The organism is Klebsiella pasteurii, from assembly GCF_018139045.1.
GTDB classification, from domain to species: Bacteria; Pseudomonadota; Gammaproteobacteria; order Enterobacterales; family Enterobacteriaceae; genus Klebsiella; species Klebsiella grimontii.
In genome coordinates this window covers 618707-642211 of sequence record NZ_CP073236.1, presented here as the reverse complement: position 1 = coordinate 642211, position 23505 = coordinate 618707, and the positions used below count along the sequence as shown (strand labels likewise).

Below are 23505 nucleotides of genomic sequence, written 5' to 3'. Positions count from 1 at the left end.
GACCGCGAAACGGCGGTTTGCCACATACCGAACAAGGAACGCCCATGGAGCAACGCCGCGTTTACGGCAAAAACCACTGGTATCATGAGACCCAGTCAACAATCTGCCCGGTGGATGTATTGCCGCTCGTCCCAGAAGCTGCCCACGTTGAAGATCGTTTCCTACTCGATCTGACGCTCCCCGAAGAGCTGCTCAAGGCGCATGCGCGCTGGCTTACGCCGGCCCGGCGACTGGCAGATGCCCTCTTCCCCACGACAGTGACGGTTAATCGCCTGCAGACGTTTAGCGCCTATGATCGGCTGAGTACGGCGCTGACCGTTGCCCAGGTTTATGGCGTACAACGCCTGTGCAATCACTACGCCGCCCGGCTGGCGCCGCTTCCCGGCCCGGACTCCTCGCGCGAGAGCAATCGTCGTCTGGCGCAGATTACCCAGTACGCACGCCAGCTCGCGAGCTCTCCTTCGCTGATTAACTCGCTCTCCCGCAGCCAGCTGGACGAAGTCGGGCTGACCAGTCGCGATATTATCCTCATCAACCAGATCATTGGTTTTATCAGCTTCCAGGCCCGCGCTATCGCCGTATTCCATGCCGCGCTGGGCTACCCGGTGCGCTGGATCCCCGGCATGCCGCAGCAAGAAGATGCTCCGGAAGCGCTTTTTGACGCGAGGGAGAGTGACTGGCAGCCTGGTCTTGACGATTCCGACTTACGCTATGCCGACGATGAGCGCCAGTCGCTTTTAGCAAACTGGCAAAAACATCCGGGCCTGTTCGAACTGGCTCCGCTGCTGGCGGCCCAGGAGCCTCCACTGGCGCTTCAGGAACAGCTTCTGACCCATCTCAGCGGCCAACAGCCGTTCGCTGCGCAGGTGGCGCTGATAGCCGCGCGGATTAATGGCAGCGTCAGCTGCTTTAACGCCTGGGCTTCGCGATGTCCAGATTTAGCCGTTCTTACGGACGCTTTGCGCAGTAATGAATCCGGCGTCCAGGCATGGGGAGACACCCCGTCAATTGAGCGCCAGCTTTTGCAATCCGTACAGCTTTTGACCCGCGCGCCCGACCGTTTCAGCGCCGCCCAGCTAACTCCCCTCACTGAATACGGGCTTTCCCGCAGCGCGGCTATCGATCTGCTCGCCTGGTGCGGGCTGTGCGGTTGGATGAATCGGCTGAAAATCGCCCTCGGGAATGTAGGTCAGGAGACGTAAATTGCTGAAACAGCGCTTGCTGCGGCAGGCATATTCGCGTAAAAATGTCAGCCGCTCTTTTAGCCACGAAAATACGAAATTATGTTTCAGGACAACCCGCTGCTAGCGCAGCTTAAACAGCAACTGCATTCCCAGACTCCGCGCGTTGAAGGGGTCGTTAAGGGGACGGAAAAAGGGTTTGGCTTCCTCGAAGTCGACTCGCAGAAAAGCTATTTCATTCCGCCGCCGCAAATGAAAAAAGTGATGCATGGCGATCGCATTATTGCCGTGGTCAATACTGAAAAAGAACGCGAAAGCGCTGAACCGGAAGAACTGGTTGAGCCGTTCCTGACGCGTTTTGTCGGCAAAGTTCATAAAAAAGACGATCGTCTTTCTATCGTTCCTGACCATCCGCTGCTGAAAGATGCCATTCCCTGCCGCGCCGCGCGCGGCGTAGAGCATGATTTTAAAGAGGGTGACTGGGCCGTTGCCGAAATGCGCCGTCATCCGCTGAAAGGCGACCGCGGTTTCTACGCTGAGCTCACCCAGTACATTACCTTTGGCGATGATCATTTCGTTCCGTGGTGGGTCACCCTGGCGCGTCATAATCTGGAAAAAGAAGCGCCGGACGGCGTGGCGACCGAGATGCTTGATGAAGGTCTGGAACGCCGTGATTTAACGGCCCTGGCTTTCGTGACCATCGATAGCGCCAGCACCGAAGATATGGATGATGCGCTGTACGTCGAGCAGAACGCTGACGGTAAACTGCACCTGACAGTCGCTATCGCCGATCCAACCGCCTGGATTGCCGAAGGCAGCAAGCTGGACAACACGGCGAAAATTCGCGCCTTTACCAACTATCTGCCGGGCTTCAACATTCCGATGTTGCCACGCGAGCTCTCTGACGACCTCTGCTCCCTGCGCCCCAACGCGGTTCGTCCGGTGCTGGCCTGCCGCATGATCCTCGCTGATGACGGAACCATCGAAGACGATATTGAGTTCTTCGCGGCGACCATCGAGTCGAAAGCGAAGCTGGCCTACGATGATGTTTCCAACTGGCTGGAAAACAGCGGTAGCTGGCAGCCGGACAGCGAGATTATCGCCCGGCAAATTAAACTGCTGCAGGAGGCCTGCCTGCGTCGTAGCGAATGGCGTAAAAACCACGCGCTGGTGTTCAAAGACCGCCCGGATTATCGCTTTGTGTTGGGCGACAAAGGCGAAGTGCTGGATATCGTTGCCGAACCTCGCCGCATCGCCAACCGTATCGTTGAAGAGTCAATGATCGCCGCCAACATCTGCGCCGCCCGCGTCCTGCGCGATAAGCTCGGCTTCGGCGTTTATAACGTGCATACCGGATTCGATCCGGCCAACACCGAGCAGCTCGCGGCCTTACTGAAGACACACGACGTACACGTTGACCCGGTGGAAGTGCTGACGCTTGAGGGCTTCTGCAAGCTGCGTCGCGAGTTGGACGCGCAGCCGTCAGGTTTCCTCGACAGCCGTATTCGCCGCTTCCAGTCGTTTGCGGAAATCAGCACCGAGCCGGGCCCGCACTTCGGGCTGGGTCTTGAAGCCTATGCGACCTGGACCTCCCCGATCCGTAAGTACGGCGATATGATTAACCATCGTCTGCTGAAAGCGATTATCAAAGGGGAAGCGATCTCCCGTCCGCAGGATGATGTTGCGATCCAAATGGCTGAACGCCGTCGCCTCAACCGCATGGCGGAGCGCGATGTCGGAGACTGGCTGTACGCCCGCTATCTGAATCCGCAGGCCGGTACCACTACCCGCTTTGCTGCTGAGATTATCGATGTCAGCCGCGGCGGCATGCGCGTGCGTCTGGTTGATAACGGCGCGGTTGCCTTTATCCCGGCGCCGTTCCTTCACGCCGTGCGCGATGAGCTGGTGTGCAGCCAGGAAAACGGCACCGTGCAGATTAAAGGCGAAGTCGTCTACAAAGTCACGGATGTGATTGATGTGACAATTGCCGAAGTCCGTATGGAAACCCGTAGCGTGATTGCGCGTCCTGCCGCCTGATAACTGCCCTGTGCGGCTCCCTTAAACGGAGCCGCATTTTTATCCCTTCCAGCTGTTTTCCCGCGCATTGCCCACGAATCATCGTAGATGGGTTAGTTTGTGCGTTTTTTTCGCTTCTCTTTTTCATCCGTTTTTAGCATCATTGATTTTATTCACATTTGTAACCAGGATAACGCCATGTCAGATCTGAATGCCCGTCTGCTCGCCCAACGAATCGATACCGTGCTGGATATTCTGGTTGCCGGGGATTATCACTCCGCGATTCATAATCTGGAAATCCTCAAAGCTGAGCTGCAGGCGCTTTCCAGCGACGAGCAGGAAAATAAACCCGGTCAGCCTAAAGCGCCGTGGGAAATTTGATAATCTACATCACCGCAATCGGCCACCCAGGGCCGATCGCTCGCCCAAATAGCCCTTAACTGCGAAGTTGCTATGAACGCCCGACAACAAAGTATTTTGCAAATGGTCATCGACAAAGGCCGTATTAGCGTGGCCGATCTCGCGAAGATGACCGGTGTCTCTGAAGTCACCATTCGCCAGGATTTGAATTCACTCGAGAAGCAGAGCTACCTGCGTCGTACTCACGGCTTCGCCGTTCCGCTGGACAGCGAAGATGTGGAAACCCGCATGATGACCAACTTCGCCATTAAGCGAGAGCTGGCTGCGCGGGCCGCAACGCGCGTTTCGGCCGGAGAGACGGTGTTTATCGAGAACGGGAGCTGCAACGCCCTGCTCGCCCGCACGCTGGCCGAGCGCGGCGATATCACCATCATCACCGTCAGCAGCTATATTGCGCATCTGCTGAAAGAGACGCCTGGAGAAGTGATCCTGCTGGGCGGGATCTATCAAAAGCGCAGCGAAAGTATGGTTGGCCCACTGACCCGCCAGTTTATTCAGCAAGTCCACTTCAGCAAGGCCTTTATCGGCATTGACGGCTGGCAGGCTGAAACCGGATTTACCGGACGGGATATGATGCGTGCCGACGTGGTTAACGCGGTGCTGGAAAAGGGCTGTGAGGCGATTGTGCTGAGCGATAGCTCTAAATTCAACGTGGTTCACCCCTATCCCCTTGGGCCGATAGAACGGTTTAACCGTATTATCACCGACGATAATCTCAATGATGCCGTGCACAGCCAGTTAATCGAATGCGGTTTAGCCGTCGATATCGTCAACCATCCCTGATCCTGTCCTTACTTTGCCGGGGCTGCCCGGCATCGCTATCGTCTGAGACTTTTCTGACACCTGAATTCAGACTTTTTACCTGCCTGAAAAATTTATAGAAAGTAGAATTAATGTTAGCGATATAACAGGGAGTAACTATCACCTGCGTGATTAGAGTAACACCTGCGCAACTAAAGCTTCATGGAATAACCCCTGAGCAAGAGTAACAAGCTATGCTTAAGGGAAGTTGTATCCGTGAATAGATTATTCAGGAGAAAAAAAATGATGACTTCAATGAACAAAAAAATGGCCGCGGTAGTTCTGGCCGTCACTGTTGCAATGTCTCTGAGCGCTTGTTCTAACTGGTCTAAACGCGATCGCAACACCGCAATCGGCGCAGGCGCCGGTGCATTGGGTGGTGCGGTATTAACTGACGGTAGCACCCTGGGTACCCTGGGCGGCGCGGCAGTCGGCGGTATTATCGGCCACCAGGTGGGTAAATAATATTAACCACGAACAATAATATGAAAGTTTATATTAGCTGACGAGTACACCAGCACAAAAATGAAGGCCACGATATTTATCGTGGCCTTATTATTGATTAACCGCCTGCCAGCTTAACTTTCATGCCTTTGGCTTCGAGAAGCAATTTGAGCAAGTCACGCTTATCGCCCTGAATCTCAATCACGCCATCCTTAACCGCTCCGCCGCAGCCGCATTTCTTTTTCAGCTCGGCAGCGAGTTTCGTCAGCGCGTCGTCACTTTCATCAATACCGCTAATCAGGCACACGCCCTTACCCTTACGCCCGCTGGTCTGCCGCTGAATACGTACGATACCGTCCCCTTTCGGGCGCGCTTGTGCCGGTTTGGGTTCATCAATACGGCCGCGGTCCGTTGAATACACCAGACGGCTGTTGGAATCGCTCATCATACCCCCTTGTTCAACGATGCGTTAATGCCGCGCAGGGTGGCGGCAGGATCGGCAGACTGCGTTACCGGACGACCAATCACCATGTAATCTACGCCCGCCGCCTGTGCCTGTTCCGGCGTCATAATGCGCCGCTGGTCACCCGCATCGCTACCTTGCGGACGAATGCCCGGCGTCACCAGCCTGAACGCCTGGCCCAGCTCTTGCTTAAAGCGAACCGCTTCCTGCGCCGAGCAGACTACACCATCCAACCCGCAGCGCTGGGTCAGCGCCGCCAGCTTCGCGGCGTAGTCAGCCGGAGAAAGCGTAATGCCCAGATCCTGCAGATCGCTGGCTTCCATGCTGGTTAATACCGTGACCGCAATCAGCAGCGGCGCCTCTTTTCCGAATGGTTGCAGGGCTTCACGTGCAGCGGTCATCATACGCGCGCCGCCGGAGGCATGAACGTTGACCATCCAGACGCCCAGCTCTGCCGCAGCGGCGACAGCACGCGCCGTGGTATTCGGGATATCGTGGAACTTCAGATCGAGGAAAACCTCAAAACCGCGCTGGTGCAGGTCACGAACAAACTGCGGCCCCAGCAGGGTAAACATCTCTTTGCCCACCTTCAGGCGGCAGTCGCGCGGGTCGATACGGTCGACAAATGCCAGCGCTTTATCACGGTTATCATAATCTAGAGCAACGACGATGGGAGAGGATGTGACAACGCGGGAAGAAGATGTAGCAGTAGACGTCATGACCGGACCTTAATTGTTGATGAGCGCCGGTTTGGCGCAAAAAAGGTAAACGGGCAGCATTCTACCTGCGATAAGCCGAAAATAACAGGCTGCATTTCGCTTCCTGCCGGACGACGGGGGCGCCGAAGCCGGAGGATATGACGTAAAAAACCTTTAAGTATGTTGTAACTAAAGTGCGTTTTTTTTAATTTATTGCCCGTCCAGTCCGCGAATAGGCTTAATCGATGACCACGACCGGCAGGACGGACAGTGCCAGTACAGCGTATGGGCGGTAAAACCACATTTCTGGCAGCGGTAGCGCGGTTTGCTGCGGACCTGCTCGCCCACCATATGGCGCAGAACGCCCAGGCTCTCCTTCGCGCGCCCCTCTTCGGCTTCATTGATATGGTAGTCGATGAGCTTATGGAACACGCGCATCGTTGGATGTCGCTCCAGCTGGCGAGTCACGTAGTTTTGCGCGGACTCGGCACCTTCCCGCTGTTCAAGGATCTGCGCCAGCATCAGGTCGGCTGTCGCGCCGGTGTTTTCCTCTGCGCAGCGGCGTAAAAAGGCTTCCCATTCGTCGGTTTTACCCAACTGCTGGTAACAGGTTTGCAGCATTTCCAGGGTTTCGCCCACCAGCTCTTTATCCTGCTCAATCACTCGCTCAAGGCTCTCTACGGCTTTCGCATAGTCGCCCTTTTCCATCCAGACTCGGCCCATCATGATGGAAACGCGAGCGCTATTGCGGTCCGCGGCGGCGCCCTTCCTCAGCAGCGCCATCGCTTTGTCGAGATCGTTGCCCGCCATTTGCTGTAGCGCCAGTTCACACCAGAAATTGGCGATTTCACCGCGATGTTTATCTTTCCCCAGCTTAACCAGACGTTCGGCCACTTCTATCGCCGACTGCCAGTCGCTGGTCGCCTGATAAATTTGCAGCAGCTGCTGTAGCGCGCTCAGGCGAAAATCCGTCTCGTCCACCAGTTGTTTAAACATCCCTTCAGCCCGGTCATAAAGCCCGGCGGCCATATAATCTCGCCCCAGCTGCTGCACGGCCAGCAGGCGCTGGTCGTAGGTTAACGAGGCGCTTTCCATTAAGCTCTGATGGATGCGAATCGCGCGGTCAACCTCACCGCGCGAGCGGAACAGATTGCCCAACGTAAGGTGGGCTTCGACGGTGCCGGTATCCTCTTTCAGCATATCGAGGAACAGATCGACGGCTTTATCCTGCTGATTGCTCAGCAGAAAGTTAACCCCTGTAACGTAGTCACGCGACAGACGGCTCGCATCGTCCTGTTTGGACTGTTGTGCACTTCTGCGCCCCATATACCAGCCATAGGCTGCGGCCACGGGCAAAAGCAGAAACAACAACTCCAGCATAAATGATTATTCCTTCACCGCAGGAACGCCAGCTTCGGCAGGCGTTGCGCTGGCTGGCGCGATCTGGTGCTCCAGACGTTTAATTTTACGCTCGGCGCGCGCCAGAGAGACGCGAACGCGCAACCAGAAAAGGCCGCAGATCAGCCAGCCGATAGCAAAACCAGCGGCAAAAAGCACGGCCAGCAGCGTCGAAATACGGAACTCACCCTGCGCGAGGAGATAGTTGAACGTGACCACCTGGTCATTCTGCGCGCCCAGCGTCACTGAAATGACGAAGATAGCTAACACCAATAAGAAAATAAGAAAATATTTCACATGACTTCCCGTTCTGTGGGTTGCGCGAAAAGATCCCGCGTTCAGCCCTATAAAGTATCATTTTCGCCGCAGCGGTGAAATGGAAATGCATGACACCCGTTAAGGATATGCGGCCTGATACGGCTAATATCAACATTATTCCGGCGCGGCCGCCCTTTTTTTAATATCCTGCGCCTCTTCTCCCGGCGGCGATAGCGGCCCGCAGAACCGCTGGGCAAGCCAGGTCGCCAGGGTCACCAGCAGCCAGGAAATCAGCGTCGCGACGATCAGGTCCTGCGGCCAATGCATGCCCAGCGCCAGGCGGCTTCCCATTACCGCCGTCGCCCACGTCAGCAGCAGCGCAATGGTGACCCAGCGACGACGCGGCCACAGTAAGCCCACGCCGAGCAATGCCCAGCTAGCGGCAAACATCGTATGGCCAGAAGGGAAAGCGAAGCCGGTTTCTTTTTGCCAGTGCTTACGCAAAAATTTAGGAATCTGCTGCTCTTGCGCCAGCTGTTCATGCACCAGTTTAGCGCGATCTTTGCGTTTCAACGCGTAGAATTGCGTGACTGGCACCTGCCGCGTCTGTTCCAGCCAGATGACAAAGGGACGAGGCTCCTGTACGCGGTCTTTGAGCCACGACTTCATCCCCTGCCCAACAAGTATCGCTGCGCCCAGAATAAGAAACAGCACTATCGCCGCTCGCAGACGAAAACGCAGGCACCACAGAAACCAGGCACACAGGATAACGTGCGTGATGATCCCCCAGGGTTGCGTCACCGTTTCAGTTATCCAGTACAGCAGCTTCATCGCCCCTGCCGACAGCCCCGGATGCCATTTCCAGCCGGTAATCCAGATCACAGCAGGCATGATTAATAACAGGGCCGCGCCAACGGCGGTTCGTCTGGCAATCAACAGCATCTCGTCTCCTTTTCATTGACCTCAATATCATAACGGAAAGTAGTTCGTTTGTGCGCTTTGCGCGCAGGTGACCGTACGCAATTAGGAGAACGTCGCGCCATTGTGGCAAAATAGCGGCAAACAGAAGCACAGTCAGGTGCTGATAGAATCTGGAGAATCACATGCAGCTTAAACGTGTGGCAGAAGCCAAACTGCCAACCCCATGGGGCGATTTTCTCATGGTGGGTTTTGAAGAACTGGCAACCGGGCAGGATCACGTCGCGCTGGTATTTGGCGATATTTCGGGGCAATCCCCGGTTCTGGCTCGCGTACACTCTGAGTGTTTAACGGGCGACGCCCTTTTTAGCCTGCGCTGTGATTGCGGATTTCAACTGGAAGCGGCGTTGTCGCATATTGCCGAAGAGGGGCGCGGCATTCTGCTCTACCACCGTCAGGAAGGGCGCAATATCGGCCTGCTGAATAAAATCCGCGCCTACGCGTTACAGGATCAAGGCTATGATACCGTGGAAGCCAACCATCAGCTGGGTTTCGCCGCAGATGAACGCGACTTCACGCTGTGCGCAGATATGTTTAAGCTGCTGAACGTCGACCAGGTACGCCTGTTGACCAACAACCCGAAGAAGGTCGAAATTCTGACTGAAGCGGGAATTAACATTGTGGAACGCGTGCCGCTAATCGTGGGACGCAACCCGAAAAATGCCCACTATCTGGATACTAAGGCTGCCAAAATGGGGCACCTGCTGAGTAAGTAATGCTGTAGAAAAATGAAGGGCCAGCCTATGCTGGCCCTTTTTATATCAGACGCGGGTTTAGAGCATATTGCGGATCACATAGTGCAAAATACCGTCGTTCTGATAGTAGGTCAGCTCAGTCGCGGTATCGATACGGCAGCGGCAATCAATCACTTCCTGCCGACCATCCGCGCGGGTCAGCGTGACCGGCACCGTCATACCGGGCTGCAGAGCCTGCAGGTTGCTGATATCTATCCGCTCCTCGCCGCTCAGTCCCAGCGTTTTACGCGTCACCCCCTGCGGGAATTCCAGCGGTAAGATCCCCATGCCAATCAGGTTGGAGCGGTGGATACGCTCGAAAGACTCGGCAATCACCACCCTGACGCCGAGCAAACGCGGTCCTTTAGCCGCCCAGTCGCGGCTGGAGCCGGAACCGTACTCTTTGCCTGCGATCACCGCTAGCGGCGTGCCCTCTGCTTTGTAGAGCATCGCGGCATCGTAAATAGCGATAGGTTGGCTATCTGGAAGATGTCGGGTCATCCCCCCTTCCACGCCGGGGACCATTTCGTTACGAATACGAATATTGGCAAACGTTCCGCGCATCATTACCTCATGGTTGCCGCGACGGGAGCCGTAGGAGTTAAAATCAATGCGTTCGACGCCGTGATTTTGCAGATAACGGCCCGCGGGGCTATCGGCTTTAATACTGCCCGCCGGGGAGATATGATCGGTGGTAACCGAGTCGCCCAACATGGCGAGAATGCGCGCGCCGTGGATATCCTCTACCGGTTTAGGTTCAACGCCCATTTCATCAAAGAATGGCGACAGGCGAATATAGGTGGAATCATCCTGCCAGTCGTAGGTATCAGAGCGATCCACTTTTATCGCCTTCCACTCGGCGGTCCCTTCAAACACTTCGGCGTACTCTTTACGGAACATCTCCGTTGAGACTTGCTCAACCGCCTGCGCGACTTCGATTCCGCTCGGCCAGATATCCTTCAGATACACCGGCTGACCATCTTTACCCGTCCCTAACGGCTCACGTGTCAGGTCGAGATTCATATTCCCCGCCAGAGCGTAGGCGACCACCAGCGGCGGCGAAGCTAGCCAGTTGGTTTTTACCAGCGGATGAATACGTCCTTCAAAGTTGCGGTTCCCGGAGAGCACCGCCCCGACGGTCAGATCGCCCTGCTTGATGGCGCGCTCGATCGGGTCCGGCAGCGGTCCAGAGTTACCGATACAGGTGGTACAGCCATAACCGACCAGATTGAAGCCCAGTTCATCCAGATAGGGCGTCAGCTTTGCGTGGGCCAGATAGTCGGAAACGACCTTCGACCCGGGAGCCAGCGACGCTTTAACCCACGGCTGCGGTTTCAGACCCCGCTCAACGGCTTTTTTGGCCAGCAAGCCGGCGGCCATCAGGACGCTGGGGTTTGACGTGTTAGTACAGGAGGTAATAGCGGCAATCACTACCGCCCCGTCAGGCAGCGAATACTGCTGTCCGTTCAGGGTGTAGTCAATTGGCCGTTTATCTTTCTGCGCGTGGTTGACTTCCAGCTCGGTGCTGGCGGCAAAGGCCTGAGGGACATCGCCGAGCGCTACGCGGTCCTGCGGGCGCTTCGGTCCGGCCAGGCTCGCTTCGACGGTTCCCATATCCAACGCCAGGGTGCTGGTGAATACCGGCTCATCTCCGGGCTGACGCCACATGCCCTGCGCTTTCGCATAGGCTTCCACCAGCGCCACCTGCTCTTCGCTGCGCCCGGTAAGGCGCATATAGTCAAGCGTAACGGCATCGATCGGAAAGAAGCCGCAGGTCGCGCCATACTCCGGCGACATATTGGCGATAGTCGCGCGGTCCGCCAGCGGCAGAGAATCGAGGCCATCGCCGTAGAATTCAACAAATTTACCCACAACGCCGTGTTTACGCAGCATTTGGGTGACCGTCAGGACCAGGTCCGTCGCGGTAATACCTTCACGCAGCTTGCCGCTCAGCTTGAAGCCAACAACGTCTGGGATCAGCATGGAAACCGGCTGCCCGAGCATGGCGGCTTCCGCTTCGATACCGCCGACGCCCCAACCCAGAACGCCTAAACCGTTAATCATCGTTGTGTGCGAGTCGGTGCCGACAAGTGTGTCGGGAAAAGCCACCCACTCGCCGTTTTGCTGTTCGCTCCACACTGCCCGGCCAAGGTATTCGAGGTTTACCTGGTGGCAAATACCGGTACCCGGCGGTACTACGCTGAAGCGGCTGAATGCCTGCTGCCCCCAGCGCAAAAAGACGTAGCGCTCATGGTTGCGCTTCATCTCCAGACGGACGTTCTCTTCAAAAGCATCATCGTCGCCAAAGCGGTCGACGGTGACCGAATGGTCAATCACCAGGTCGACGGGCGAAAGCGGGTTCACTTTGGCGGTGTCCCCGCCCAGGCGTTTGACCGCCTCGCGCATCGCCGCCAGGTCCACCACGGCGGGGACCCCGGTAAAGTCCTGCATGAGGACGCGCGCCGGACGGTAGGCAATCTCCCTGTCGGCATGAGCATGCTTCAGCCATCCGGCCAGGGCATGAATATCTTCGGCGGTCACTGAATCGCCGTCTTGCCAGCGCAGTAGGTTTTCCAGTAGCACTTTGAGTGATTTGGGCAAGCGCGAGAGATCGCCCAGTTGTTTGGCGGCCAGCGGTAAGCTGTAGTAATGCCAGGTTTTATCTTTAACCTGAAGCGTATCCTTGCTGGCTGCTCGTAGGGTTGACGACATAGCTCCTCCTTTACCTTAGGGATAGCATCCCCTGATCCTCCTCAGGGTCATTATTAAAGATAACACATCTTTGATGTAACATTTTGATAACAACCCAAATTGCTAAAATAGGCGTAACGCATTAAGACAGGAAATTTGAATAATGCGGGCAGATATATTGAGAAGGATTGAAGAAGTCAGGTTTACGTCGGCGACCGTGGCGTATTAGTACATGAGTACAAAGAAAGACTAATCGCCATTATTCTGGCGATTAGTCCAATAGAGAAAATTTATCGAGCGAGTCTAAAAAGGGAAAAATTATATCCTCCTTATTACCGCTATTTTATCAGATAGAAATAATTCTCAATAATTCACTTGTCATAAAACTGACACAACCACTGTGACTGGAAGGTGCTCTAGCTTAGTAACCAAACGTTGCAGACAACCAGAGCAATGACGCTCCAGAACATCGCAAGCCCAAGGATAACGGCGCTCCAGGCCTTACTTCTCAAAACCGGATCTATCTCGGTCTTGTCACGTTCCTGTGACATCGCAAACTTCATATAATCGATATCACTAATCATTTTTTTCACCACCAATCGCTAAGAATTACTAACCACAGATAAATCTTAATTATGGATGGACTATTAATCCAGTGAATTCGCTTTTCAGAAGATATCTTTCATCATTAATTTGATCGCGGCAGGTATATTTGCAAATGTGGTACGAGGAGTTAACGAAAATTGTGATTCAGACGAGGTTTAGATATTCCATTTCAGGCCATTATAGGTTTTGGCATCCCCGTAAGGATGCCATTATTTTTTCTACGGTTATTTTTCCGGTAATTTAATATCTTTGAACATCGCTTCGATATCTTCATTTGAGCGCAAAGCGACGGCGGTATCGACCACATCCCGGGTCAGATGCGGAGCAAATCGTTGAATAAAATCATACATATAGCTTCGCAAGAAGGTACTGCGTCGGAAACCTATTTTTGTGGTGCTATGGCTGAAGATACCGTTGGCGTCGAGTTTGACCAGATCCGGGTCGGAAACCGGATCCACCGCCATACTGGCAATCACCCCTACCCCAAGACCCAGACGCACGTAGGTTTTAATCACATCGGCGTCGGTGGCGGTGAAAACGATGCGCGGCGTCAAGCCGGCGCGATTAAAGGCGGTATCCAGCTCGGAACGACCGGTGAAGCCGAAGGTGTAAGTCACCAGCGGATACTGCGCCAGCTCCTCAATCGATACTGACTCGCGCGAAGCCAGCGGGTGCTCTGGCGTGACGACCACGGAGCGGTTCCAGTGGTAGCACGGCAGCATCACCAAATCATCATAAAGATGAAGCGCTTCGGTCGCGATAGCGAAGTCAGCATTGCCTTTCGACACCGCCTCGGCGATTTGCGTTGGCGACCCCTGATGCATGTGCAAGGAGACGCGGGGATAGCGTTCGATAAAACCTTTGATAACGCCCGGTAGCGCATAACGGGCCTGAGTGTGGGTGGTGGCAACGTACAGTGAGCCCTTGTCTGGCCAGGTATGCTCCCCCGCCACCGACTTGATCGCATCGACCTTCGATAAGACCTCGCGAGCGATGCGTATGATCTCCTGACCTGCGGGAGTGACCTGCGTGAGATGTTTGCCGCTGCGGGCGAAAATCTGAATTCCCAGCTCATCCTCCAGCATGCGAACCTGCTTGCTGATGCCCGGCTGTGAGGTGTACAGGCCTTCGGCAGTCGAGGAGACGTTCAGATTATGGTTAACAACCTCAACGATATAGCGGAGCTGCTGTAGTTTCATGGCTGATATCCGATAGCACGTAAAATAAACCCGCTTAATACATTTTACGCTCAGGTCACTTGCTGTCGGGTGGGTTGCCCCGCCCATACCTGCGACTCGCCGTGTCGGCGCCACAACGTATCCTGAAGACGAAGATGTACAAGACGATAAGATAATAAAAAAGAGATTAGCTATAACCACTATATCATTTATATCTACAGTGTATAGATACTAACAAAAAATAATAAGTCGGTTATAAGGCGAGAGAGGATACAGTATAAAATCTTGGATATCAGCAACATGCGGTGTTAAAAAAGGGCCGCGGCGCGGCCCTTTTATCCGGTTAAAGCAGTTACTTCTTCGCTTCAGTCCATTTGCCGTCAATATAGAAAGCTGACCAGCCGGTGGCTTTACCGTCTTTCTCTGACGCAACGTACTGCTGCTTAGTTTTACGGCTAAAACGCACCATCGTTTTGTTGCCTTCCGGATCCTGCTGCGGCGCATCGGCCAGATAGCGCAGCTTTTCTGCCAGGCGGTCGCGGAAGCGGTACAGCTCTTCCACCAGCGGCGCCCGGGTTTCGCGCGATTTCGGGAAGGTGTTCGCGGCCAGGAAAACGCCCGCCGCGCCATCGCGCAGAACAAAGTAGGCGTCCGATTTCTCACACGGCAGCTCCGGCAGCGGCACAGGATCTTCTTTCGGCGGCGCCACTTCTCCGTTACGCAGGATCTTACGGGTGTTTTTACACTCGTCGTTGGTGCAGGCCATATACTTACCAAAACGCCCCATCTTCAGGTGCATTTCAGAACCACATTTTTCACACTCAACGATCGGACCGTCATAGCCCTTAATGCGGAACTCGCCCTCTTCAATCTCGTAGCCATCGCAGGTCGGGTTATTACCGCAGACGTGCAGCTTGCGCTTCGGATCGATGAGGTAGCTGTCCATCGCCGTGCCGCATTTTTTACAGCGGCGTTTGGCGCGCAGCGCGTTGGTTTCAGCGTCATCGCCTTCCAGCACGTTAAGCACTTCGTTTTCCGGCACCAGGTTTATGGTGGTTTTGCAGCGCTCTTTTGGCGACAGCGCATAACCCGAACAGCCAAGGAATACGCCGGTGCTGGCGGTACGGATCCCCATCTTGCGCCCGCAGGTTGGGCAGTCGATGGTGGTCAGGACCATGGGGTTCGGCTGCATGCCGCCCTCTTCCGGATCTTTCTCCGCCGTTTGCAGCTGCGAGGTGAAGTCTCCGAAGAAGTTATCGAGAACCTGTTTCCATTCGGCCTGATGGTTGGCCACCTGATCGAGACGGTCCTCCATCTGCGCGGTGAAATCGTAGTTCATCAGATCGCGGAAGTTCTCTTCCAGACGATCGGTGACGATCTCGCCCATTTTTTCCGCATAAAAACGACGGTTTTCTACCCGCACATAGCCGCGGTCCTGAATGGTCGAAATGATCGACGCATAGGTGGACGGACGGCCGATGCCGCGTTTTTCCAGCTCTTTAACCAGCGAGGCTTCGCTAAAACGCGCCGGCGGCTTGGTAAAGTGCTGTGCGGGCGTCAGTTCGACCAGGCTCAGGCTTTCGCCCTTGTTGACCAGCGGTAAAGTACGATCTTCATCGCCTTTACGCAGGGCTGGCATCACTTTGGTCCAGCCGTCAAAGCGCAGCGTACGCCCGCGGGCTTTCAGTTTGAAATCGCCGGCTTTCACCGTCAGGGTGGTGGAGTCGTACTGCGCTGGCGTCATCTGACAGGCGACAAACTGGCGCCAGATCAGCTGATACAGTTTCTGCGCATCAGATTCCATATCTTTTAACGTTTCGGCCAGCACGTTGACGTCGGAAGGACGAATCGCTTCGTGCGCTTCCTGAGAGTTTTCTTTGCTGGCATACTGATTAGCGCTTTCCGGCAGATATTTCTTACCGAAGTTATCGCCAATATAGCCGCGCACCATATTCAGCGCGTCCTGGCTCAGGTTCGTGGAATCGGTACGCATATAGGTAATATGCCCCGCTTCGTAGAGACGCTGCGCCATCATCATGGTTTTCTTCACGCCGAAGCCAAGACGCGTACTGGCGGCCTGCTGGAGCGTGGAGGTGATAAACGGCGCGCCTGGCTTGCTGCTGGTCGGCTTGTCTTCACGCTCCAGCACGCTGTAGCTGGCTTTCTCAAGCAGCGCAACCGCTGCCATGGTCTCTTCACGGCTCACCGGACGGAACGGCTTATCGCCGCTGTGAGTCACCTGCAGCGGTAACGCATCGCCGCCTGGCGTCGTGGTGCTGGCGTCAACTTCCCAGTACTCTTCCGGAACAAACGCCTTAATCTCACGCTCGCGTTCAACCACCAGACGTACGGCAACCGACTGGACGCGGCCTGCGGACAGACCACGGGCAATTTTTTTCCACAGCAGTGGAGACACCATGTAACCCACCACGCGATCCATAAAACGGCGCGCCTGCTGAGCGTTAACACGGTCAATATTCAGTTCGCCCGGCTTTTCGAAAGCCTGACGGATAGCATTCTTAGTGATCTCATTGAACACTACGCGGCTATAGCGCTGTTCATCACCGCCGATAACTTCCCGCAGGTGCCATGCGATGGCCTCCCCTTCGCGGTCAAGGTCGGTTGCGAGATAGATGTGGTCAGCTTTTTCCGCCAACTGTTTGAGTTCGGAAACAACCTTTTCTTTACCCGGAAGTATTTCGTAGTGCGCATCCCAGTCATGCCATGGGTCCACGCCCATACGGTTGACCAGAGCGCCGCGTTCATCCTTCTTAGGCTTTTTAGCCCCTTTGGTGGAGGTAGAGTCGGCGCTCTTTTTGGAAGCTGAGCCACTGGTCGGCAAATCGCGGATATGACCGACGCTGGACTTAACCACGTAGTCATTACCCAGATACTTATTGATCGTTTTGGCTTTTGCCGGGGACTCAACGATAACGAGAGCTTTACCCATATTCACCTTTACCTAATTTGATTCATCCAGGAATACATCGCACATTGATTCACCATCCACTGGCGACACGTCACAACCTATGTTGCGTCGTTATCGATGGATATCAACCCTTTGCACCGGTTTCACTTCCATAAAACCAGATAGCTGAGTTTGCTGGCTTTTTCTTGCCAGGCGACATAGCACGAATAATTTTTGGCCGAATGTCAAGCAAATCTGTTGCCAGATCGCTGAAAGCGTCACACTGTACCTGATAAAATTCGTTACGCAACTTTATTAGCATGCAAAAGCAAATCCCGCCACTAAACTGATGTTTATTAAGCTCCTGCGATTACCCCTGTAAGATCCATGGAAAATTTGCCCCTTGTCGTCGCGCGGCGTAGACTAGCCGCGAAGAATCACAGGAGGCATTTATGCAAGGTACAACCCAACCCATCGATCGCCAGACGCTTCTGGAAAAAGCCAACAAACTCATTCGCGAACATGAAGATACGTTAGCCGGGATCGAGGCCACCGACGTCGTTCAGCGTAACGGCGTGCTGGTGTTCAGCGGCGAGTTTTATCTTGATGAACAGGGACTGCCAACGGCGAAGAGTACGGCGGTATTCAATATGTTTAAATATCTCGCGCACGAGCTGTCTGATAAGTATCACCTGGCGGATTAACCGCTGCGCGCAGGGCCAATACGACAACGCGAGGCCGGTGCCTCGCGTTGTTTTGTTTACATTAGCGGCTTTTGCCCACGCTGCCACCAGCGCAGCAGCAGTTTATCGGCGCTTTCCGCCGCACTGCCGGTAAACCGGTCGAGCATTTTCTTACGCTGCTGGTAGCGCACGCTGATAACCTCATGCTTGTCCATCAGGCCCAGCAGAAGTTCATCGCTGGTTTCCACCGCGTCAACAAGGCCTTTTTCCAGCGCCTGAACGCCATACCAGTGTTCACCCGTCGCTACCTGCTCGATATCCAGACCAGGGCGCATCCGGTGGACAAAGTCTTTGAAGAGTCGGTGGGTATCGTTCAGATCTTCGCGGAATTTCTGCCGCCCTTCTTCGGTATTTTCGCCCAGCATCGTCAGGGTACGTTTGTACTGCCCGGCCGTATGTAGCTCAATGTCGATGTCCTTGTTCTTCAGGAAACGATTGATGTTGGGGATCTGCGCCACAACGCCAATAGAGCCAAGGATAGCGAACGGTGCACTGACGATTCTGTTCGCCACGCAGGCCATCATATAGCCGCCGCTGGCCGCAACTTTATCTACCGCGACCGTTAACGGGATCTGTTTGTCGCGCAGACGCTGCAGCTGCGAAGCGGCAAGGCCGTAGCCGTGGACCACGCCGCCGGGGCTTTCAAGGCGAATCACCACCTGGTCGCGCGCTTTTGCCGCCGCCAGAACGGCGGTGATCTCTTCGCGCAGGCTGCTGACTTCGTGGGCATCCATGCTGCCTTTAAAATCCAGCACCCAGGCGCGCGGTTTCGCGTCCGGCTCGGGAGTTCCCAGCTTTGCCCGCGCCTTTGCCGCTTTTGCTTCCTGCTTAAGCTTTTTCTTTTGCGCTTTATGCCACAGCTTCTGCTGCGGCCCATCGAGCAATGAAGCCGCCAGCTCTTCCTTCATCTCCTTATATTGCTCGCTAAGATTGGTTACCCGCAGCTCGCCGCGCTGTTTTTTGCGCTGAGTCAGGTTAACAATAATGGCGACGATAACCGCAATTGCGACAACGATGGTCGCGATTTTGGCCAAAAACAGGCCATATTGAGCAAGTAATTCCACGTTTTCACCTTGTGTAAACCGCTGACGTTGGCGCACAGTGTACATCAGCCATCGGCGAGAAGTCTTTGTGCTTTGTGTCGCGTGCGAGGCGCCTTCCTGTTTTTTTCAGCGACGATGAAATCGTTGCAAGATATTAATTCCGCGAAGAGTTTCCGTTTCGCCGATTGCAATAGCAGGCGCTTTCAGGCATAAAGCGCAAAAGTGAAATACCGAATAGCAAGCGCGATCGCCTGCAGATCGCCCGAGGAGTCGCCGTGCACTATCAACCGCAACGTCACCTGTTACAGGATCGCATCATCCTGGTTACCGGCGCCAGCGACGGCATAGGCCGTGAAGCCGCCCTGACCTATTCCCGCTATAGCGCCAGCGTTATCCTGGTCGGCCGTAATGAAGAGAAGCTGCGCAGCGTTGCGCACGAGATTCAGCAAACGGGCGGCATCCCCGCCCGTTGGTTTACTCTGGATCTGTTAACCTGCACGCCGCAGGAGTGTCAACAGCTGGCGCAGAAGATCGCCATCCACTACCCGCGCCTCGACGGGGTGCTACACAACGCGGGTCTGCTGGGCGATGTCTGCCCGATGGATCGGCAAAAGCCGGAGGTATGGCAGCAGGTGATGCAGGTGAACGTTAACGGCACCTTTATGCTCACCCAGGCGCTGCTTCCTTTATTACTCAAATCCGAAGCGGGTTCGCTGGTCTTTACCTCCTCCAGCGTCGGTCGTCAGGGGCGCGCCAACTGGGGCGCTTACGCCGCATCTAAATTTGCCACCGAAGGCATGATGCAGGTGCTAGCCGAGGAGTATCAGAGCCGTCATCTGCGGGTTAATTGCATCAACCCCGGCGGCACGCGCACCAAAATGCGCGCCAATGCGTTTCCAACGGAAGATCCGCAAAAATTGAAAACCCCCGCTGATATCATGCCGGTTTATCTGTGGCTGATGGGCGACGACAGCCGCCGTAAGACGGGAATGACTTTTGACGCCCAGCCGGGCCGCAAACCAGGAATCGCACAATGAGTGATGAACGCCACCGCGAACGCCAGCAGCGGGTGAAAGATAAAGTTGACGCTCGCGTCGCCGCCGCGCAGGAAGAGCGCGGCATCGTGATCGTCTTTACCGGCAACGGTAAAGGCAAAACCACCGCCGCTTTCGGCACCGTCACCCGCGCCGTCGGGCACGGTAAAAAAGCCGCCGTCGTGCAGTTTATTAAAGGTACCTGGCCAAACGGCGAGCGCAACCTGCTTGAGCCGCACGGCGTTGAGTTTCAGGTGATGGCGACCGGTTTTACCTGGAATACTCAGGATCGCGAAAGCGACACTGCCGCCTGCCTGGCGGTCTGGGAGCACGGGCGCCGCATGCTAGCTGATGAAAGTCTCGACCTCGTTTTGCTGGACGAGCTCACCTATATGGTGGCCTACGACTACCTGCCGCTGGAAGAGGTGCTTACCGCGCTGCGCAACCGCCCGGCCCACCAGACGGTCATTATCACCGGCCGCGGCTGCCACCGTGAAATTAGCGAACTGGCCGATACCGTTAGCGAACTGCGTCCGGTTAAGCACGCCTTTGATGCCGGGATCAAGGCGCAGATAGGGATCGACTACTAGCCGCTAGCCGTTCGAGCAACCCATGATTGAGCGGCAGGCACAGACAGTCCTCCCCCAGCGCCAGCTCGCTTTCGGGAATATTTAGCCGTGAGACGAAGCGCTTGCGGTATTCGGTTGGCGTGACGCCGCAGTATTTATTAAAGGCGGCAATCAGATACTTGTGCTCCTGAAAGCCGCAGCTGTGGCTAATCTCAGTGATTGGCGTGCGGGTATCGCGCAGCAGGGTGCGGGCTTTGTTTAGCCGCACCAGCGTCAAATACTCTTTAAAATTATAGCGGCTCACCTTTTTGAACAGCCGCGAGAACCAGGAGTAGCTCATCCCGCTATGGCAGGCTACCTCGCTCAGGGTCAGCGGCTGATCAAAGTGTTGATTAATAAAATCAATGCCTCTTTTGATCATCGCCTCGTCACGCAGCGAGCTTTCGGCGCGCCGCGTCGGCTTTCCGGCGCAGACGACTGCATCCAGCAGCAGGTAAATCGCCGCGATGCGCTGAAACGGCGCGTGGTTGTCAATTAGCTGTTCCAGTAGCCTCGCCAACCGTAGGTGCACCTCACTGTCTGCCGTAGAGTATGGCCGTCCGCAGGTACTCCAGTCCAGCTGCGGCGAGGGATGAAGCTCATCAAACAGGCCGGGTGAAAACTGGACGGTGACCAATTGACTGCCCGCCATCTCCGCGCTAAGCGAATGGACCTCTTCGGCATTGATGTACAGCATATCCCCCTGCGCCAGCTCCAGGCTCTGCTGACCGACAGAGAGCGTAAATCGCCCCGCCAGCACGCTAATCAGCTCCGGAGCCGGATGCCAGTGAGGCTCGCAGTAGCGAACCTCCGCGGCAAACACGTTCAGCTTCTCGGCATCAAAGGCAATCAGCTCATAGCCGCTGTTCGCCGTTTGTCGTCCGGTCTGGGTGACCGAACGAGGATGAGTCACTGAAAAAGGGAACATGCGCACTCTCCTGTCATTAGCAATGATTAGCGCCCGCCAACACCGCGTTAAGCTCGTCGCGCTCAATATCCAGCGCCAGGAATTCGGTCAGCGCAATCAGCAGTCCGCAGAACAGATCCGGCGCCAGGCGAATCAGTTTTTCACGCACCTGCTCCGCTGGCATCTGACTCTTATCGGCTATCAGCATTACGACGCGGGCAAAGGCCTCCGGCTGCTGGATAAGCTGTTGTAGAGAGTTATCATCGCGCAGCGGTACGTACCGCTGCGGACAATCTACCTCCATTTCCGCGATTAACGGCAGATCCCGGGATGAGGCGCCGACGCGAACCTGCCAGATTCCCGGCGTCACCACCCAATCGCCCAGGCCCGGATGGTAGCAGGCTAGTTCGGCAATGGGCAGCTGCAGGCTTACGCGCCGGGATTCTCCGGCAGCCAGCACCACTTTGCTGAACGCTTTTAATGACTGCACTTCGCGAATCAGTTCCCCCTTCGGCGCGCTGACGTACAGTTGGACGATCTCTTTGCCCGCATACTCTCCGCAGTTGGTCAGGTCGAACGACACGGTGAGCGTCTCGTCTGCGCCTAATCGGGAGGCTGATAGCGCGATATTATCGTACGCAAACCGGGTATAGCTTAAGCCAAAGCCAAACGGAAACTGTGGCGTCAGGCGACGTTTGTCATAATAGCGATAGCCGACAAAAAGCCCTTCTCCGTAGTAGTGGCGCAGGTTTTCGCCCGGATAGTGCAGCCAGGCCGGCGTTTCCTCCAGGGAATTAGGCACCGTTACCGTCAGTTTGCCGCAGGGGTTACGCTGGCCGAACAGGATTTCCGCCACCGCGCGCCCCATCCCTTGCCCGGCAAAGAACGTTTCCAGCAGCGCTTTGCACTCGCCGAGCCACGGCATCACCACCGCATCGCTATTCGCCAGCACCACCACGATATTCGGCTGGACCGTCGCCACTTCGCGAATTAACCGTTCGTGCACCGGCAGAATATGCAGATCCTGACGATCGCCATTTTCGCCATCTTCGCCTACGGCAGTACTGACGAAGAGTACCGCCACGTCTGCCTCTTTTGCCACGCGGCAGGCCTGCGCCAGCGCCTGTTCGTCATCGCGCAGATCGTCCGGCGCGCCTACGGCCGAGGTGACGCTAAAATCGTCACCGGCGAGGTCGAAAATTTCATCCAGCGGGCGATCGAGAAGATACGGTACCGTGGTCGCACATCCAGATCCCTGAATCACCGGCTCCTGCGCCGGTTTACCCAGCACCGCGATGCGCGGCGTTTTCTCCGGACGCAGCGGCAACAGACCCTCTTCATTTTTCAGCAGGACGATGGATTCACCGGCAAGCCGCTGCGCCAGCGCGTGGTGCGCCGTAAAATCGGCTCGCGTTTGCGGGCGGCGATGGCGCTGAACCTTGTCGAGCAGTTCCAACATGCGTAGACAAGCGCGGTCCACCACCGCCATCGGAACTTCTCCGCCTTCGATAGCCGCCAGCAAGCTTTGTTTATCACGGCGGGTTTCCGGCATCGCCAGGTCGTTGCCCGCCATCAACGAAGCGGGACGATCTTTAATACCATACCAGTCGGACATGACCAGGCCGTCATATCCCCACTCATCGCGCAATACCTGAGTGAGTAAAAATGGATCCTGCGAAGTTTGTACGCCGTTAAGACGATTGTAGGAGGACATCACCGTCCACGGCTGGGATTTTGCAATCGCCCGCTGGAAACCTGCCAGGTAGATTTCCCGTAGCGCCCGCTCTTCAATGATCGAATCCATTTCCGTGCGGCGATATTCCGAGTTATTGGCCGCAAAATGCTTCAGGCTGGCTCCGACGCCCTCCTGCTGCAGGCCGTTGATCAGCGCAGCGGCAATATCGCCGCTGACCACCGGATCTTCGGCGTAATATTCATAGCCGCGCCCGGCCAGCGGCGTGCGGCGAATATTAATGCCGGGCCCGAGCAGGATCCCGACGCCCATTTGCTGACACTCTCGCCCCAGCGCTTCCCCCATCTGATGCACCAGCTCCACGTCCCAGCTACAGGCCAGACTGGAACCGTTTGGAAAGCAGGTCGCCGGTAGCGAAGTGCTGAATAGCGCCTCGCTACCCCCTTTCGCGACAGGCTCTTCCGCGCTGGCCTGGTCTGCGGTTTGGGTGATGACCGAGATAAAATCATCCATACTCCACTTTTCCCGGCCATCAATCTGCGCACTACTGTAGCGCACGCCGTAGGTGCCGTCGGTCATAATGATATCTTCGATACCGTGCTGCGGCAGCGAGGCGGTGCGCCACAGACCGCTGCCGGTCAACAGCGCTACTTTCTCTTCCGCGCTCATCGCGGCAAGGGTGGTGTTAAAATCGTTACTCATC

At 55.7% G+C, this 23505-nt stretch carries 21 protein-coding genes; 9 read left to right on the top strand and 12 right to left on the bottom strand.

All coding sequences use genetic code 11. From position 1 onward, the window contains the following. Positions 1–44 precede the first annotated feature (44 nt). The 5 genes from KCG39_RS02955 (at position 45) to osmB (ending at position 4883) form a co-directional block, all read left to right on the top strand. On the top strand, positions 45–1202 hold the full coding sequence (locus KCG39_RS02955) for a CMD domain-containing protein (protein WP_142467674.1): 1158 nt from the start codon (positions 45–47) through the stop codon (positions 1200–1202). Positions 1203–1283: 81 nt separating this feature from the next. Further along, on the top strand, positions 1284–3218 hold the full coding sequence (locus KCG39_RS02950; RefSeq protein ID WP_142467675.1) for an exoribonuclease II: 1935 nt from the start codon (positions 1284–1286) through the stop codon (positions 3216–3218). A gap of 177 nt (positions 3219–3395) precedes the next feature. Continuing rightward, positions 3396–3578 carry a YciZ family protein gene (locus KCG39_RS02945; RefSeq protein WP_004121231.1) on the top strand — a complete coding sequence of 61 codons (183 nt, stop codon included), beginning with the start codon at positions 3396–3398 and terminating at the stop codon, positions 3576–3578. Positions 3579–3650: 72 nt separating this feature from the next. After that, the gene (gene yciT, locus KCG39_RS02940; RefSeq protein WP_004121233.1) at positions 3651–4400 is read left to right on the top strand and encodes a DNA-binding transcriptional regulator YciT; all 750 of its coding nucleotides are present in this window, start codon (positions 3651–3653) and stop codon (positions 4398–4400) included. Between the two features lie 264 nt (positions 4401–4664). Continuing rightward, positions 4665–4883: an osmotically-inducible lipoprotein OsmB gene (gene osmB, locus KCG39_RS02935; protein WP_004139496.1), complete on the top strand. Its 219-nt coding sequence runs from the start codon at positions 4665–4667 to the stop codon at positions 4881–4883. A gap of 97 nt (positions 4884–4980) precedes the next feature. Here osmB and yciH read toward each other — a convergent pair whose 3' ends face one another. The 5 genes from yciH to pgpB form a co-directional block, all read right to left on the bottom strand. Next, the gene (gene yciH / locus KCG39_RS02930) at positions 4981–5307 is read right to left on the bottom strand and encodes a stress response translation initiation inhibitor YciH (RefSeq protein ID WP_004121238.1); all 327 of its coding nucleotides are present in this window, start codon (positions 5305–5307) and stop codon (positions 4981–4983) included. Beyond that, positions 5307–6044: an orotidine-5'-phosphate decarboxylase gene (gene pyrF / locus KCG39_RS02925; protein WP_087829251.1), complete on the bottom strand. Its 738-nt coding sequence runs from the start codon at positions 6042–6044 to the stop codon at positions 5307–5309. The genes yciH and pyrF overlap by 1 nt, the downstream gene beginning before the upstream one ends. A 189-nt stretch (positions 6045–6233) precedes the next feature. Beyond that, the gene (gene lapB, locus KCG39_RS02920; protein WP_004121242.1) at positions 6234–7403 is read right to left on the bottom strand and encodes a lipopolysaccharide assembly protein LapB; all 1170 of its coding nucleotides are present in this window, start codon (positions 7401–7403) and stop codon (positions 6234–6236) included. Positions 7404–7409: 6 nt separating this feature from the next. After that, positions 7410–7718, bottom strand: a complete 309-nt coding sequence (locus KCG39_RS02915) for a LapA family protein (RefSeq protein WP_014229014.1) — start codon at positions 7716–7718, stop codon at positions 7410–7412. 135 nt (positions 7719–7853) lie between these two features. Continuing rightward, on the bottom strand, positions 7854–8621 hold the full coding sequence (gene pgpB, locus KCG39_RS02910; protein WP_087829252.1) for a phosphatidylglycerophosphatase B: 768 nt from the start codon (positions 8619–8621) through the stop codon (positions 7854–7856). Between the two features lie 161 nt (positions 8622–8782). Between pgpB and ribA the strand changes: the two genes are divergently transcribed. Beyond that, positions 8783–9373 (top strand): GTP cyclohydrolase II, encoded by a 591-nt coding sequence (gene ribA / locus KCG39_RS02905; RefSeq protein WP_004121245.1) that lies wholly within the window; start codon positions 8783–8785, stop codon positions 9371–9373. Positions 9374–9430: 57 nt separating this feature from the next. Here the strand turns inward: ribA and acnA are convergent, their stop codons facing one another. From acnA to topA, 4 genes are all read right to left on the bottom strand, one after another. Further along, positions 9431–12103, bottom strand: a complete 2673-nt coding sequence (gene acnA, locus KCG39_RS02900) for an aconitate hydratase AcnA (RefSeq protein WP_142467677.1) — start codon at positions 12101–12103, stop codon at positions 9431–9433. A gap of 395 nt (positions 12104–12498) precedes the next feature. Next, positions 12499–12666, bottom strand: a complete 168-nt coding sequence (locus KCG39_RS02895) for a YmiA family putative membrane protein (RefSeq protein ID WP_004121247.1) — start codon at positions 12664–12666, stop codon at positions 12499–12501. A 246-nt stretch (positions 12667–12912) separates the two neighbouring features. After that, complete coding sequence (gene cysB / locus KCG39_RS02890; protein ID WP_004121248.1) at positions 12913–13887, bottom strand: HTH-type transcriptional regulator CysB; 975 nt, start codon at positions 13885–13887, stop codon at positions 12913–12915. Positions 13888–14218: 331 nt separating this feature from the next. Then, positions 14219–16816 (bottom strand): type I DNA topoisomerase, encoded by a 2598-nt coding sequence (gene topA, locus KCG39_RS02885; protein WP_049112416.1) that lies wholly within the window; start codon positions 16814–16816, stop codon positions 14219–14221. A 410-nt stretch (positions 16817–17226) separates the two neighbouring features. On the opposite strand from topA, the gene KCG39_RS02880 reads away from it, so the two are divergent. Next, a complete protein-coding gene (locus tag KCG39_RS02880) occupies positions 17227–17478 on the top strand; it encodes a YciN family protein (RefSeq protein WP_004101388.1) in 252 nt (83 codons plus the stop codon). A gap of 56 nt (positions 17479–17534) precedes the next feature. Here the strand turns inward: KCG39_RS02880 and sohB are convergent, their stop codons facing one another. Then, a complete protein-coding gene (sohB, locus tag KCG39_RS02875; RefSeq protein WP_032741869.1) occupies positions 17535–18581 on the bottom strand; it encodes a protease SohB in 1047 nt (348 codons plus the stop codon). Positions 18582–18835: 254 nt separating this feature from the next. On the opposite strand from sohB, the gene KCG39_RS02870 reads away from it, so the two are divergent. Both KCG39_RS02870 and cobO read left to right on the top strand, forming a co-directional pair. Further along, the gene (locus KCG39_RS02870; RefSeq protein WP_142467678.1) at positions 18836–19597 is read left to right on the top strand and encodes a YciK family oxidoreductase; all 762 of its coding nucleotides are present in this window, start codon (positions 18836–18838) and stop codon (positions 19595–19597) included. After that, the gene (cobO, locus tag KCG39_RS02865; RefSeq protein ID WP_004121259.1) at positions 19594–20184 is read left to right on the top strand and encodes a cob(I)yrinic acid a,c-diamide adenosyltransferase; all 591 of its coding nucleotides are present in this window, start codon (positions 19594–19596) and stop codon (positions 20182–20184) included. The genes KCG39_RS02870 and cobO overlap by 4 nt, the downstream gene beginning before the upstream one ends. On the opposite strand, the gene KCG39_RS02860 is transcribed toward cobO, so the two are convergent. After that, positions 20156–21130 carry a helix-turn-helix transcriptional regulator gene (locus KCG39_RS02860; protein WP_004121261.1) on the bottom strand — a complete coding sequence of 325 codons (975 nt, stop codon included), beginning with the start codon at positions 21128–21130 and terminating at the stop codon, positions 20156–20158. The two genes, cobO and KCG39_RS02860, sit on opposite strands and share 29 nt — an antisense overlap. Before the next feature lie 16 nt (positions 21131–21146). After that, on the bottom strand, positions 21147–23504 hold the full coding sequence (locus KCG39_RS02855; protein ID WP_170100362.1) for a beta-glucosidase family protein: 2358 nt from the start codon (positions 23502–23504) through the stop codon (positions 21147–21149). Position 23505: the final 1 nt, after the last annotated feature.

Coding starts and splice junctions, on each gene's coding strand:
- KCG39_RS02955 (WP_142467674.1), top strand. CDS start 45: ATGGAGCAACGCCGCGTTTACGGCAAAAACCACTGGTATCATGAGACC.
- KCG39_RS02950 (WP_142467675.1), top strand. CDS start 1,284: ATGTTTCAGGACAACCCGCTGCTAGCGCAGCTTAAACAGCAACTGCAT.
- KCG39_RS02945 (WP_004121231.1), top strand. CDS start 3,396: ATGTCAGATCTGAATGCCCGTCTGCTCGCCCAACGAATCGATACCGTG.
- yciT (WP_004121233.1), top strand. CDS start 3,651: ATGAACGCCCGACAACAAAGTATTTTGCAAATGGTCATCGACAAAGGC.
- osmB (WP_004139496.1), top strand. CDS start 4,665: ATGACTTCAATGAACAAAAAAATGGCCGCGGTAGTTCTGGCCGTCACT.
- yciH (WP_004121238.1), bottom strand. CDS start 5,307: ATGAGCGATTCCAACAGCCGTCTGGTGTATTCAACGGACCGCGGCCGT.
- pyrF (WP_087829251.1), bottom strand. CDS start 6,044: ATGACGTCTACTGCTACATCTTCTTCCCGCGTTGTCACATCCTCTCCC.
- lapB (WP_004121242.1), bottom strand. CDS start 7,403: ATGCTGGAGTTGTTGTTTCTGCTTTTGCCCGTGGCCGCAGCCTATGGC.
- pgpB (WP_087829252.1), bottom strand. CDS start 8,621: ATGCTGTTGATTGCCAGACGAACCGCCGTTGGCGCGGCCCTGTTATTA.
- ribA (WP_004121245.1), top strand. CDS start 8,783: ATGCAGCTTAAACGTGTGGCAGAAGCCAAACTGCCAACCCCATGGGGC.
- acnA (WP_142467677.1), bottom strand. CDS start 12,103: ATGTCGTCAACCCTACGAGCAGCCAGCAAGGATACGCTTCAGGTTAAA.
- KCG39_RS02895 (WP_004121247.1), bottom strand. CDS start 12,666: ATGATTAGTGATATCGATTATATGAAGTTTGCGATGTCACAGGAACGT.
- cysB (WP_004121248.1), bottom strand. CDS start 13,887: ATGAAACTACAGCAGCTCCGCTATATCGTTGAGGTTGTTAACCATAAT.
- topA (WP_049112416.1), bottom strand. CDS start 16,816: ATGGGTAAAGCTCTCGTTATCGTTGAGTCCCCGGCAAAAGCCAAAACG.
- KCG39_RS02880 (WP_004101388.1), top strand. CDS start 17,227: ATGCAAGGTACAACCCAACCCATCGATCGCCAGACGCTTCTGGAAAAA.
- cobO (WP_004121259.1), top strand. CDS start 19,594: ATGAGTGATGAACGCCACCGCGAACGCCAGCAGCGGGTGAAAGATAAA.
- KCG39_RS02860 (WP_004121261.1), bottom strand. CDS start 21,130: ATGTTCCCTTTTTCAGTGACTCATCCTCGTTCGGTCACCCAGACCGGA.
- KCG39_RS02855 (WP_170100362.1), bottom strand. CDS start 23,504: ATGAGTAACGATTTTAACACCACCCTTGCCGCGATGAGCGCGGAAGAG.